This window comes from Pseudomonas sp. NFR02 (assembly GCF_900119375.1).
GTDB classification, from domain to species: Bacteria; Pseudomonadota; Gammaproteobacteria; order Pseudomonadales; family Pseudomonadaceae; genus Aquipseudomonas; species Aquipseudomonas paracarnis.
Genome location: NZ_FPJJ01000004.1, coordinates 31,684 through 43,900, shown reverse-complemented (window position 1 = coordinate 43,900; position 12,217 = coordinate 31,684). Strand labels below are relative to the sequence as shown.

At 61.8% G+C, this 12,217-nt stretch carries 11 protein-coding genes; 8 read left to right on the top strand and 3 right to left on the bottom strand.

From position 1 onward, the window contains the following. Positions 1-104 precede the first annotated feature (104 nt). The 3 genes from BT199_RS13665 to BT199_RS13655 all read left to right on the top strand — a co-directional run bounded on the left by BT199_RS13665 (position 105) and on the right by BT199_RS13655 (position 3,466). Positions 105-1,049: a LysR family transcriptional regulator gene (locus tag BT199_RS13665; RefSeq protein WP_032901761.1), complete on the top strand. Its 945-nt coding sequence runs from the start codon at positions 105-107 to the stop codon at positions 1,047-1,049. A 105-nt stretch (positions 1,050-1,154) separates the two neighbouring features. Then, positions 1,155-1,616, top strand: coding sequence for an HIT family protein (locus tag BT199_RS13660; protein ID WP_019819891.1), 462 nt, complete (start codon positions 1,155-1,157; stop codon positions 1,614-1,616). A 242-nt stretch (positions 1,617-1,858) separates the two neighbouring features. Continuing rightward, positions 1,859-3,466, top strand: a complete 1,608-nt coding sequence (locus BT199_RS13655) for an alkaline phosphatase family protein (RefSeq protein ID WP_072434702.1) — start codon at positions 1,859-1,861, stop codon at positions 3,464-3,466. A gap of 59 nt (positions 3,467-3,525) precedes the next feature. Here BT199_RS13655 and BT199_RS13650 read toward each other — a convergent pair whose 3' ends face one another. Next, complete coding sequence (locus BT199_RS13650; protein ID WP_072434701.1) at positions 3,526-4,431, bottom strand: TauD/TfdA dioxygenase family protein; 906 nt, start codon at positions 4,429-4,431, stop codon at positions 3,526-3,528. Between the two features lie 184 nt (positions 4,432-4,615). On the opposite strand from BT199_RS13650, the gene BT199_RS13645 reads away from it, so the two are divergent. Beyond that, on the top strand, positions 4,616-5,536 hold the full coding sequence (locus BT199_RS13645) for a LysR family transcriptional regulator (protein WP_054896683.1): 921 nt from the start codon (positions 4,616-4,618) through the stop codon (positions 5,534-5,536). A 100-nt stretch (positions 5,537-5,636) separates the two neighbouring features. On the opposite strand, the gene BT199_RS13640 is transcribed toward BT199_RS13645, so the two are convergent. Beyond that, on the bottom strand, positions 5,637-6,638 hold the full coding sequence (locus BT199_RS13640; protein WP_020302215.1) for an ABC transporter substrate-binding protein: 1,002 nt from the start codon (positions 6,636-6,638) through the stop codon (positions 5,637-5,639). 279 nt (positions 6,639-6,917) lie between these two features. Here BT199_RS13640 and BT199_RS13635 point away from each other — a divergent pair, with 279 nt between their 5' ends. Both BT199_RS13635 and BT199_RS13630 read left to right on the top strand, forming a co-directional pair. Beyond that, positions 6,918-8,516 carry an ABC transporter permease gene (locus BT199_RS13635; RefSeq protein ID WP_072434700.1) on the top strand — a complete coding sequence of 533 codons (1,599 nt, stop codon included), beginning with the start codon at positions 6,918-6,920 and terminating at the stop codon, positions 8,514-8,516. Then, entirely contained in the window at positions 8,513-9,328 is an 816-nt protein-coding gene (locus tag BT199_RS13630; protein ID WP_072434699.1) for an ABC transporter ATP-binding protein, read from the top strand. Before BT199_RS13635 ends, BT199_RS13630 begins: the two co-directional genes overlap by 4 nt. Here BT199_RS13630 and BT199_RS13625 read toward each other — a convergent pair. Then, positions 9,315-10,388 carry a fatty acid desaturase gene (locus BT199_RS13625; protein WP_072434698.1) on the bottom strand — a complete coding sequence of 358 codons (1,074 nt, stop codon included), beginning with the start codon at positions 10,386-10,388 and terminating at the stop codon, positions 9,315-9,317. The genes BT199_RS13630 and BT199_RS13625 overlap by 14 nt on opposite strands. A 101-nt stretch (positions 10,389-10,489) precedes the next feature. Here BT199_RS13625 and BT199_RS13620 point away from each other — a divergent pair, with 101 nt between their 5' ends. Both BT199_RS13620 and BT199_RS13615 read left to right on the top strand, forming a co-directional pair. Then, complete coding sequence (locus BT199_RS13620; protein ID WP_072434697.1) at positions 10,490-11,494, top strand: AraC family transcriptional regulator; 1,005 nt, start codon at positions 10,490-10,492, stop codon at positions 11,492-11,494. A gap of 225 nt (positions 11,495-11,719) precedes the next feature. Continuing rightward, positions 11,720-12,193 (top strand): GlcG/HbpS family heme-binding protein, encoded by a 474-nt coding sequence (locus BT199_RS13615; protein ID WP_072434696.1) that lies wholly within the window; start codon positions 11,720-11,722, stop codon positions 12,191-12,193. Positions 12,194-12,217: the final 24 nt, after the last annotated feature.

Genomic DNA, 12,217 nt, shown 5'->3' with positions numbered 1-12,217 from the left:
TTTATTTATGTTTTTACGAACATTTACTGCATAAGAGATAGCCTTTATAAGGAGTCGACCTAATGCATAGCCAATGCATTTCCCGGATATTTTTGATGTGAAAAATGCATATCGACCTGCGCCAGCTTCGCCACTTCATCGCGCTCGCCGAACAGCGCAGTTTCGTCGCGGCAGCAACGGCGGTGAACCTGTCGCAGTCGGCGTTCAGCCGCAGCATCCAGGCCCTGGAACACAGTGCCGGCTGCCAACTGGTCGACCGTGGCCGCAAAGACCTGGCGCCCACCAAGCAAGGCCAGGTGCTGCTCGAGCATGCACGGCGCCTGGTCAGCGGCGCACAACAACTGGCCAATGAAATCAGCCAGTTCAACGGCCTGGAAGCCGGTGAACTGCGTTTCGGTTGCGGCCCCGCGCCGGCAGCTGGGTTAGTCCCACGTGCCATCGGCAGTTTTATCGGGCGCTACCCCAAGGCCCGCGTGCAGTTCCAAGTGGATGACTGGCAAAGCCTGGGCAAGCGGCTGCTCAGCGAAGAGTTCGAATTCTTCGTCGCCGACACCCGCCACTTCGAAGCCAACCCCGACTACCACACCCACCGCCTGCGCCCGCGCCGTTGGCACTTCTGCTGCCGCGCCGGGCATCCCCTGGCCGCACGCAACAGCGTCAGCGCCGCCGAGCTGATGAGCTACCCGCTGGCAGTGACCATCCGCCCGCCGAACCTGCGCAAAGTCATCGTCGACCTCAGCGGCCGGCCGGATTACCAGCCCAATGTGGAATGCGAAAACGGCTACAGCCTCATGGGCGTGGTGCTGCGCTCGGACGCCATCGGCATCGTCAGCGCCAACAGCGATGTGCTGCACATGGCGCGGGGCGAGTTGGTGTGTTTGCAGATTGAGGGATTGGACGAAAACCTGGAGGAGCGCTACACCCGCTACGGAATCGTCAGCCGCGCAGGGTATCGGTTGTCGCCGCTGGCGCAGGCGATGATTGAGCAGATCAAGGAGATTGACGAGAGGGACGAGGATGTTTATGCGTTGGAAAATATTGCGGTCTGACTAAGCGGTGAACAGCGGCCCGCAACGTCAGTGAAGTCATCGTTAGATAACAAAGATCACATACAAGAGGGTCTACCTTTTGACTCGCACGAGGAAGCGCGTTTGATGGACTGTATTTTTTGCAGTATTGCCCGCCGTACTGCACCCTGCCACCTCCTATGGGAAGACCAGACCCACATGGCCTTTCTCTCCATATTTCCCAACACCCCGGGGTTCAGTGTCGTTATCCCCAAAACCCATCACGGCAGCTATGCGTTTGCCGAACCGGACGCCGTGCTGTGTGACTTGGTCATCGCAGCCAAAAAGACGGCGAAGCTTTTGGACAAAGCACTAAAAGGCGTGGCTAGAACGGGCATGATTCTGGAGGGTTATGGCGTCGATCATCTGCACGCCAAATTATTCCCGATGCACGGGACCGGGGAAGATAGCGCCTTCAAAAAAATCAGTTCGACCCAGGACAAATATTTTGAGCGTTATGAAGGCTATGTCTCCTCCCATGACGCGGCCAGGGCAGATGATAAAGCGCTGGCAGGACTGGCCGCTCACATCAGGTCCTTCGCCGGGTAAGCCTGCTCCCACCATTTGATCGCGGGGTGCCAGGTAGATATGGGTCTGCTGTCAGGCCGTCATCGCAGGCAAGCCAGCTCCCACAGGGGAATGCATTTCAACTGTGGGAGCTGGCTTGCCTGCGATGACGCCAGCAGCCACACCCATGCACTCAATGCATAGAACCCAGTCCCCAAATGCACTTGCCAGAGCGCCCCTCGAACGGCGAAAAAACCCACCTGTCCTCCGTTCGGTAAATTCCTATGTCTGAACCAAAACCCGTGCGCAACGTGCTCTACATCATGTGCGACCAACTGCGCCGCGACTACCTGTCCTGCTACGGCCATGCCCATCTGCACACCCCGAATATCGACCGCCTGGCCGACGCTGGCGTGCGTTTCAGTCGGGCCTATACACAAGGCACCATCTGCGGCCCGTCGCGCATGTCGGCCTACACCGGGCGCTATGTCAGTAGCCATCAGGTGGCGTGGAACGCAGTGCCGCTGCCGCTCGAAGAGCTAACGATCGGCGACTACCTGCGCCCCCATGGCATCCGCACCGCACTGGTGGGCAAGACCCACGCCACGCCGAACCTTGAGGCCTTGCAGCGCCTGCAGATCGACCCCGACAGTGCCCAGGCCGAGCCACTCAATGAGGTCGGTTTCGATGCGTATCTGCGTCACGACGGCATCTACCCCGACAGCCCGCTGTTCGAGGATAAGCGCGAGTCCGCGCCCTACACCCAATACTTGCGCGATCACGGCTACAGCGGCCGCAACCCCTGGCATGAATGGGCCAACGCCGCCGAAGGTGAGAACGGCGAAGTGCTCAGCGGCTGGCATATGCGCAACGCCGGCAAACCCGCACGGGTGGCCGAAGAACATTCGGAGACCGTCTACACCACCGACCGCGCCATCGACTTTATCGACGAACAAGGTGAACAGCCCTGGTGCCTGCACCTGTCGTATATCAAGCCGCACTGGCCCTACATCGCGCCGGCGCCGTATCACGCGCTGTACGGTACCGAGCATGTGCAGGCGCCGATTCAACCTGAGCACACCAGCGATCACCCGGTGTACCAGGCATTTCGCCAACACCAGGAGAGCCAGAATTTTTCCCGTGACGAGGTGCGCCTCACGGTGATTCCGACCTACATGGGCCTGATCAAACAGATCGACGATCAACTCGGGCGGCTGTTCGATTTTCTGCAAAGCACTGGCCGCTGGGACGACACGCTGATCGTGTTCACCAGCGACCACGGCGACTTCCTCGGCGATCATTTCCTCGGTGAAAAAGAATTCTTGCTGGAGCCTACGGTGGGTGTACCGCTGATCGTGCGCGACCCGCGTGCCAGCGCCGATATCAGCCGCGGCACCGTAGACGAGCGCCTGGTGGAAACCATCGACGCCCTGCCCACCTTCCTCGACGCCTTGGGCTTGCCCGCCGCCGACCATCGCCTGGAAGGCCGCTCATTGATTCCATTGCTGCAGGGCGAGCAACCCAGCTGGCGCCGCTACGCCATTGCCGAATACGACTACGCCTTCCAGGCCCCGGCTCGCGAGCGCCTGGAGCAACCCATCGACCGTTGCCGCATGACCATGGTGCGCAGCGAGCGCTGGAAGTACCTGGCGTACGACGGCTTTCGCCCGCAACTGTTCGACCTGGAAAACGACCCGCAAGAACTGCACGACCTGGGCAGCGATCCTGCCTATGCCGAGGTGCGCGAGACGCACCTGGGTTATCTGTTCGACTGGCTGCGCGGTTTGAAGCGGCGCACCACCATCAGCCACACGGAGGTTGAACTGCGTGGGCAATGGTTTCGTTATGGTGAGCCAGAGGCAGAGAAAGTGGTGAAGATCGGAGTCTGGTAAACACCACAAATCCAAATGTGGGAGCAAGCCCGCTCCCACCTTTTTAATCCTCACCCGGCTTAAAGACCTTTAGTGGTTTTGCTTGATTGCCCCTGCACCCCCACCGGCACATCCCCCTTGAGCGTAACCCGGCGCACGATGCGCTCCTGGGTGCCGTAGTCGTCCACCGCGTAATGCTGGGTGGCGCGGTTATCCCAGATCGCCACGTCACCGGTGTTCCAGCGCCAGCGCACGGTGTTTTCCAGGCGGGTGACGTGGCCTTGCAGCAGGTTGAACAACTGCGCCGACTCTGCCTGGGAGTAGCCTTTCAGGCGTTTGACGAAGTGCCCCAACAGCAGCGTTTTCTCACCGCTGACCGGGTGCACGCGCACCACCGGGTGTTCGGTTTCATACACTGTGGAGGTGAAGACCTTGCGGTATTCCTCCAGCTTCTCCACCGCCACATCCGGCTTGCGTGCGGCGTAGTCGTATTCGTTGCTGTGCACCGCCCAGAGGTGGTCAGCCAATGCGCGCAGCTCCACGCTGAGGTCGTTGTAGGCAGCGGCTGTGTTGGCCCATACGGTATCGCCGCCGGAAGCAGGCGCCAGCACCGAACGCAGGATCGAGGCCTTAGGGTAGGCATCCACAAAGGTCACGTCGGTGTGCCAGGAATTGGCGCGCTGGCCACGGGTGCCATCCAACTCCATCAGGAACCGCGTGCCGTCCCGCACCGGCACCGTCGGGTGGGCGATCGGCTCGCCGAGCAGGTGAGCAAAGGCTTCCTGGCTCTGGTCATCGAGGTGGGTCTGCTCGCGAAAGAAAATCACCTTGTACTGCACCAGCGCCTGCTGGATGGCCTCGACGGTGGCGGCATCCAGCTCACCGGACAGTTTGATGCCACGGATTTCGGCGCCGATCCGCCCGGCTACCGGGTGAATATCAAGTGGTTGGGCGATGGGTTGAACGGCTAATGCGGCGTTGCTCATTGTGATGACCCTCATGTGCCTGCGAAACGGTGGGGGGACGCTTCCAGCAACGCTCTATCCATATGCAATTTAGGTCTAGCAAATGAATGAATGCTTCGTTGACGGAATAAGAGCTTGCATTTAAAACCTCAGCTTGCTCGGTCGCAAATGCCTTCGACCTATTTTTAAAATGCCGGGAAAGCATATGGATCTTCGCCAACTGCGCTACTTCATCGCCCTCAACGAACACCGCAGTTTCGTGCGCGCCGCGGACGCCATGGGCATCACCCAACCAGCGTTCAGCCGCAGTATCCAGGGGCTGGAACAGGAGTTTGGTTGCGTGCTGGTAGACCGTGGCCACAAGGACTTGCGTCCCACGCCGGAAGGCCAGGTGGTGTTGCAGCACGCCCTGAGCCTGGTGCATGGCGCAGCGCTGCTGAGCAGTGAAGTGACGCGCATGACCAAGCTCGACGCCGGCGACCTGCGCTTCGGCTGCGGCCCGGCGCCAGCCGTGAAACTGGTGCCGGATGCGGTGGCGCGGTTTATCAACGCCCACCCGAAAATCCGCACCACGTTTCAGGTGGATAACTGGGAAACCCTCAGCCGCCGCCTGAGCCGTGAAGAGATAGAATTCTTTATCGCCGACATCCGCCAGTTCGAAGCCGACCCGAATTTCCAGACCCGCGCACTCACCCCCAAACGCGGGGTGTTTTTCTGCCGCCCCGGCCACCCCTTGCTGGCCAAGGACAGCCTGTCCACCAACGATATGTTCGATTACCCGCTGGCGGCGCCGCTGATCTCCCAAGGCATTCGCAAACTGCTGGCGAACCTGAGTGGGCGCATGGATTTTTCCCCGAGTATCCAGACCGAGCACTTCCCGGCACTGGTGAGCATCGTGCTGCAAACCAATGCCATCGGCGTCGGCACTGAAGAAGCCTTTGCCGAGGACATTGCCAGGGGGGCGCTGGTGCTGCTGCACTGGCGCAACTTGCCGCAGCACATGGATACCCTGAGCGCACGCTGCGGGATCGTCAGCCGCACGGGGTCGCGGTTGTCGCCGGCGGCGAAGGCGATGATCGAGATGTTGGTGGAGGTGGATAGTCAGCAGGTGAGTGTGGCGGTTTGACGGGCCCCTTCGCGAGCAAGCCCGCTCCCACAGGTTGGAATGCATTCCAAATGTGGGAGCGGGCTTGCTCGCGAAGACGGCAGTACAGGCAACAACAAAATCAGAGCCCAGCCGCCACCAACCCCGGCGCCACCCAATCACTCACCTGAAACGACTTGCGAATCAACTTCTCCCTGGACGCCAAGTCCACCGCATCCTGCAATTTGCCAAGGAACACCGGGTCCAGCGTGGAGGGGAAAACTTCGCTGAGTTTCTGGTCTTTCAAATCATTGGTGAGGATCACCGGCGGGTAACTGGCCAGCCCTGACACCAGTGCGATGTACGCCTGTTTGTTGTTGTCATCGGTCAACCACTGCACCGCTTGCTGCTGGGCCTTGAGCAACGTGGCCACGGCGTCTGGGTGTTCATCGACGAATTTGGAGCTGCCCACCAGCACGGCCTGGATGCTGCCGGCATCGCCCAGGTCCTTGGTGGTCAGCGGTATTTCTGCCAAACCTTTGGCCTGCAACGCCGTCAGGGTGGACCCGCCCCAGGTGGCGTCAATCTGCTTGGCGGCCAGGGCGGCAGCGGCCGCGTTGAAGTCCAGGTTGATCACCTTAAGGTCCTTCTCGCTCAAGCCCTGGCTGGCCAATGCGCTGTCGAACGACAACTGGCTGGCCGTGCCTCGGAACACCGCCACGCGCTTGCCCTTGAGGTCTTGCAAGGTCTTGATGCCGGAGCCCGGCACCACGCCGAGGTAGTGTTTCACTCCCCGTGCAGAGGCGCTGAGCAGCCGCGTATCCAGGCCATTGGAGCGGCCGATGATCGCTGCCAGGTCGCCCAGATAGGCCAGGTCCACCTGGCCGTTGGCGAACGCTTCATTGATCACCGGACCGGCGCCCTTGAAGTAATTCCACTGGATCTTGATGCCTTGGTCGGCAAAGGCTTTTTCAAAGATCTGCTGTTCACGCAACACGTCGGTGATGCCACCGCCGCTGTGCTGGCTGCCGGCACTGAGGTCGGGCACTGCGATGCGGATTTCCTTGAGGTCGGCGGCATGCACCAACCCGGCCAGGGCGGTGCCGGCGAACAGGCTGATCAGACGTTTAAAGGGCAGTTTCATAAGCGCAGCTCCTGGTGGGCGACGGTCGCCTGGGGAGCAAAAAGTAGGCACAGACTGAACAAAACTTTAAATACTATAAATTCACAATTTAATAGCTTTTAGAAATATGCAGGCTAAGCCGCAGCCTCCAGAGGCATATGCATAAACAGCATCGAAAATATTCTTCGAATGCATTGGATGCGTGGCGGCGTGAGGCTTTAAATGACTTTTCTTATCTCACAATCATCTTGATCGCGCTTTTGTAAGATCGAAATCACATAACGCATTCGGAGGTCTTCCATGGCCCGGATTTCACTTCTGAGCCTGCCGCTGGCGGCCCCGCCCAAAGGCATCGCGCCGCGCTGGCCGCAGCTGGGCCAGCGTTTATTGCCGTGCCTGCTGCCGCTCACGCTGTTTGCCTTATGGTGGCTGGCCAGCCGCAATCATTGGATGAGCGAGCAGATTCTGCCCACTCCCGCCCTGGTGTGGAGCAGCGCGGTGGAGTTGGCCGGCGGCGAGTTATGGAGCCATCTGGCGATCAGCTTGCAGCGCTTGTTCTGGGGCCTGCTGGCCGGTGTCAGTGCCGGCGCGATACTGGGCGCGTTCCTGGGTTTCAGTGCGCGCGCCGAGCGCTTGGTGTTCCCGACGTTCAGCGCGTTGGCGCAAGTGCCGACCCTCGCCTGGATCCCGCTGTTCATGGTGTTTTTCGGCATTGGCGAAACCCTCAAGCTGGTGGTGCTGGTCAAGGCCATCGTGGTGCCCGTGACCCTGCATACCCTGGTGGGCGTGCGCGACGCCCAGCCCAACCTGCGCGAAGCCGCCCGTGTACTGCGCCTGCCTGGCCACTTGCTGATCCGCCGCCTGGTCCTGCCCGCCGCACTGCCTGCGTTCATGGCCGGCGTACGCCTGGCCCTGGCCGCCGGCTGGACCTCCCTGCTGGCCGTGGAGCTGCTGGCCTCCAGCGAAGGCATCGGCTACCTGATGGTGTGGGCGCGCCAGTTGTTCATGCTCGATATCGTCTTCGTGTGCATCGTGGTCATTGGCGTGCTGGGTGTGGTGATGGACCGCGGCATCGGCTGGCTGGATCGCAAGTGGGTGCACTGGCCCCACCCCGCCACCGCGCAGATCCGCCGCGGGCCACGCTATGAAGGCTGGCAACGTCTGCAGCCCTGGTTGTTACCCTTGCTGTTGTTGGCGCTGTGGCAGGCAGCGTCGCAACAGGGCTGGGTAGACCCGAACATTCTGGTCAGCCCCTGGGCCGTGCTGCAAACCACCCTGGCCGGCGGGCTGGATGGCAGCCTGACCACCGCCCTGGGCAAAAGCCTGGGCCGGGCCCTGGGCGGCTTGTTGCTCGGCGGCAGCCTGGGCTTTGCCGTGGGCTTGTGGCTGGGGTTGTCGCGGCGCAGTGAACGACTGCTCGGCCCAACCTTGTCCGCGTTGCGCCAGATTGCCATTTTCGCCTGGGTGCCACTGTTGACCGCCTGGTTCGGCCTGGGTGAGTTGGCCAAGTGGGTGTTTATCGCCCTCGCCGCCTTCTTCCCGTTGTTTATTGCCACCCAGCGCAGCGTGCTCAACCTGTCACCCCAGCTGCGCGAAGCCGCGCAGGTGCTGCGCCTGAACCTCTGGCAACGCCTGCGCCGCCTGGTGCTGCCGGGTGCCGCGTCGGGGATTTTCGCCGGCCTGCGCCTGAGCCTGATCTACGCGTGGATGGGCACCCTCGGCGCCGAATACTTCATGCCCTCCAATGGCGGCATCGGCAGCCTGATGATCGGCGCCCAACAGCTGCTGCGCATGGACCTGATCATGAGCGGCATGCTGCTGGTCGGCCTCACCGGCGCCACCCTCAACCTGTTCGGCCAACGCCTCGAAACCCGCGCCACTCGCTGGAGACACGCATGAACGCACCAATTGTCAGCTTCAACCACGTGGGCAAGTCCTTCGACGTCGATGGCTTCGAACTGGAAGCCATCCGTGAATTCAACCTGGAGGTGGCCGAAGGGGAATTCGTCGCGATTGTCGGCGCCAGCGGTTGCGGCAAGTCCACCCTGCTGCGCCTGCTGGTGGGGCTCGATACGCAGTATCGCGGCGAGATCCAGGTGGATGGTAACGCCGTCAGCGGGATCGGCGGCGAACGCGGTATTGTGTTCCAGGAGCACCGCCTGTTCCCGTGGCTGACCGTGGCGCAAAACATCGGCCTGGGCCTGGTCAACGAGCCGCTGAGCGAAGCCGAACGCACGCGGCGCATCGGTGATTTTATCGAGCTGGTGGGCCTGACTGACTTCACCCGCGCCTACCCCCACCAACTCTCCGGCGGCATGGCGCAACGGGTGGCGATTGCCCGCGGCCTGGTGGCCAGCCCGCGCATCCTGTTGCTGGACGAACCCTTCGGCGCCCTCGACGCGCTGACCCGCCAGCAGATGCAGGATGAACTGCTGGCAATTCGCGCCCGCGCCAGAATCACCACGGTGCTGGTCACCCATGACGTGGAAGAGGCGATTTTCCTCGCCGACCGCGTGGTGGTGATGGAGCCCAGGCCCGGGCGCATCAAGCAAATAGTCGACATCGCCCTGCCCCATCCACGCCAGCGCAGCAGCTTTGAATTCCACCAACTGCGCGAAGAACTGCTGCACGAACTGATCAGCGATGACCACTACCAACCACCCGTGCGCGAACAGATTCGCGATTTGCCCCTGGCGTTTATTGCCTGCTGAGGTGAGCTAAATCGCTGTGTGCCTGCTCACGTCGTTCGAAGCGGTTGGCGCGGGCAAAGGTGCCCAAATCATTGAAGCGCACCCCCATCTCGGCCATGACCTTGTGCGCCACCTTGGCGGTCATCTGGCGGATGTAGAACGGCTCTTTGACCACAAAGTGATGGATGCCGTGGGTGCTGCCGAAGTTGAAGCAGAACGCCTGCAACGGCCACAGCCACCAAGGGTTCAGCACTTGGGTTTGCTGAATCACATTGCCCAGTTCCACATCGCCGTAGTAATGCATGTTGGAGCTGACAAAGTGCAGGCAGAAGGTGCGCAACACGTTCGGGCCGATGATCACCACCGCAGCGATATCGATCACCTGCATCACCTGCAAGGTACCGGCTGACCACTGAATGGGCGCGCCCATCAAACTGGCAATGCCATTGGCGGCATGAAAGCCCAGGAAGACGTACCACGCGCCCCAATGCAGCAAGGCCAGCGGTGCGTACACCAGCAGCACGCGCTTGAGGATGCTGAACCTGTGCGGCCAGGTCTTGGCGCGCAACAGACGGATCAAGGCTGACATCATGTTGTCCCCCACCATCAGCAACCGTGCGATGCCCCAGGGTTCGCCATTGGTGATCGCGCGCTCTTCCATGTCGGCCTCGGTGCCCGAGACCTTGTGATGGTTGAGGTGCAGGTGCCGGCGTATCCATGGGTTGATGGTGCTTGGCCGCGCCAGCCATACCAGGCCCATCATCAGGTTGTGGGGCACGCGTTGCTTGCGAAAGTACATGCTGTGGATCAGGTCGTGTTCCAACTCATGAGTGAGCGAGGCGAAAAAGGCATTGAGCAGCAGACACACCCACCAGGCCATATGACCGCTGATATAAAGCGCTGCCGAGCCGAGCATGCCCAGCAGGGCAAAGGCCAGGATGCCCGCGCCCAGCGCGTCCTGATGCAACAACCAGGGGTGCCGCTGGCGCAAGCGCACGCCTTCGGCCATCACGACCTCGCGGATATGCGCCGAACGCTGTTGCGCGTTCAACGGCTGGGGGCTTGCAGAAGTACCGTCCATGCTTCCATTCTCTTGTGAAGTGATGCCTGAATCCTGCACCTAACCCTAGCGCAGGACGCTAGCCGCGCACGCCAATCTGTTGACCACAAGCGCCAATTGCCATGACCGAACCCACTTCCCTCGCCAGCTGGACCCGTGCCCTGCGCAAGCAGCTCGACGCCCTGGGCCTCGACAGCGCCGCCCTGTGCGCCGAAGCCGGGCTGGACCCGCAGCAGATGGACGACCCCAACGCCCGCTACCGGTTGTCGGCCACCACGCGCCTATGGGCGCTGGCGGTACAGGCCAGTGGCGACCCGGCGATTGGGCTGCGGGTGTCGCGGTTTGTCAGCCCCACCACCTTTCATGCGCTGGGTTACGCATTGGTGGCCAGCGGCAGCTTGCGCGAGGTGTTCGAGCGCATCGTGCGCTATCACCAGGTGGTCAGTGATGCCCTGGACCTGGAGCTGAGCCGCCACGGCGACATCTACCGTTTTCGCCTGCTCCAACCTCCAGGCAGCCCCGCGCCCGCGCCGGAAGCGATTGATGCCTTTGCGGCGATCTACGTACGCACCTGTCGCAACCGCCTGGGTCGCGACTATGCGCCGTTGGCCGTTTACCTGCGGCGCCCGGAACCCGCCGACCCCGAGCCGTGGCACAGGGTATTTCGCGCGCCGGTATGGTTTGCCGCCGACGAAGACCGCCTGGAATTCGCCGCCAGCGATTTCGACAGCCATCTGGACGACGCCAACCCGGAGCTGGCCGAACACAACGAAACCGTGCTCAAGCGCACCCTCGCCCAACTGCAACCGTTGACCTGGGAACGCAAGGTGCGCGCCGCCATCGAGACGCAATTGCCAGACGGCGAGCCAAGCGCCGAACGTATTGCCCAAGCGCTGCACTTGAGCCTGCGCAGCTTGCAGCGGCATCTGGCCGATGAAGGCTGTCGATTCGACGCCTTGCTCAATGAGTGCCGGCAAAACCTGGCGTTATTGCACCTGCGTGACCCGCAGTGCTCACTGGCCGAGATCAGCCATTTGCTGGGGTTTGCCGATACCAGCAGTTTCAATCGTGCGTTCAAGCGCTGGACGGGGATGACGCCGGGGCAGTTTCGCGAGGGGTTGCAGTAGTTGTACGGTGTTTGCTGTAAGGGCCTCATCGCAGGCAAGCCAGCTCCCACATGATGTGACCCATTCTCCTGTGGGAGCTGGCTTGTCGGGTCGCCGCATCGCTGCGATGAGGCCGGTACAACCACCACAAACTCCTGAGTTTGATTACAAACCTGTCATCCAATTGTGCGGCTTTTGTCCGCGTCCGCTGGTTACCGTGTTGGCCTGCTTTCTGGAGCCCTCACTATGTACCGCACTGCCTTGTTCCTGAGCCTCGCCGTGGCCACCGTCGCCCAGGCGACGCCACAACTGCCCCGCCACGCCGAGCTGGATTTGCACACTGCCCGCCAACTGGCCGACGCCAGCCTGGCCCACTGCACCGCGGCGCTGACCGTACTCGACCGCGGTGGCAACCTGTTGCTGGGCCTGCGCGCTGACGGTGTCGGCCCGCACAACAGCCTCGCCAGCCAACGCAAGGCGTACACGGCGCTGTCGACAAAAACCCCGACCCGGCCGTTTGCCGAACGGGCGCGTAATAACCCCGAGGCCGCCAACCTCAACAGCGTGCCCGAGCTGCTGTTGCTCGGCGGCGGCGTGCCGCTGTTTGCCGATGCCGAACTGGTCGGTGCGCTGGGCATCGCCGGTGCCGGTGGCGCCGCGCAGGATGAAGCCTGCGCCGTACAAGCCGCCGAGCAACTGGGCTTGAAAATCACCCCTTGATTCCACTTCCCTCAAAAGGACTTC

Excerpts from the sequence above, each read along its gene's own strand:
- BT199_RS13635 (WP_072434700.1), top strand. The coding sequence starts at position 6,918 with ATGGCCCGGATTTCACTTCTGAGCCTGCCGCTGGCGGCCCCGCCCAAA.
- BT199_RS13665 (WP_032901761.1), top strand. The coding sequence starts at position 105 with ATGCATATCGACCTGCGCCAGCTTCGCCACTTCATCGCGCTCGCCGAA.
- BT199_RS13660 (WP_019819891.1), top strand. The coding sequence starts at position 1,155 with ATGGACTGTATTTTTTGCAGTATTGCCCGCCGTACTGCACCCTGCCAC.
- BT199_RS13630 (WP_072434699.1), top strand. The coding sequence starts at position 8,513 with ATGAACGCACCAATTGTCAGCTTCAACCACGTGGGCAAGTCCTTCGAC.
- BT199_RS13625 (WP_072434698.1), bottom strand. The coding sequence starts at position 10,388 with ATGGACGGTACTTCTGCAAGCCCCCAGCCGTTGAACGCGCAACAGCGT.
- BT199_RS13620 (WP_072434697.1), top strand. The coding sequence starts at position 10,490 with ATGACCGAACCCACTTCCCTCGCCAGCTGGACCCGTGCCCTGCGCAAG.
- BT199_RS13640 (WP_020302215.1), bottom strand. The coding sequence starts at position 6,638 with ATGAAACTGCCCTTTAAACGTCTGATCAGCCTGTTCGCCGGCACCGCC.
- BT199_RS13650 (WP_072434701.1), bottom strand. The coding sequence starts at position 4,431 with ATGAGCAACGCCGCATTAGCCGTTCAACCCATCGCCCAACCACTTGAT.
- BT199_RS13645 (WP_054896683.1), top strand. The coding sequence starts at position 4,616 with ATGGATCTTCGCCAACTGCGCTACTTCATCGCCCTCAACGAACACCGC.
- BT199_RS13615 (WP_072434696.1), top strand. The coding sequence starts at position 11,720 with ATGTACCGCACTGCCTTGTTCCTGAGCCTCGCCGTGGCCACCGTCGCC.
- BT199_RS13655 (WP_072434702.1), top strand. The coding sequence starts at position 1,859 with ATGTCTGAACCAAAACCCGTGCGCAACGTGCTCTACATCATGTGCGAC.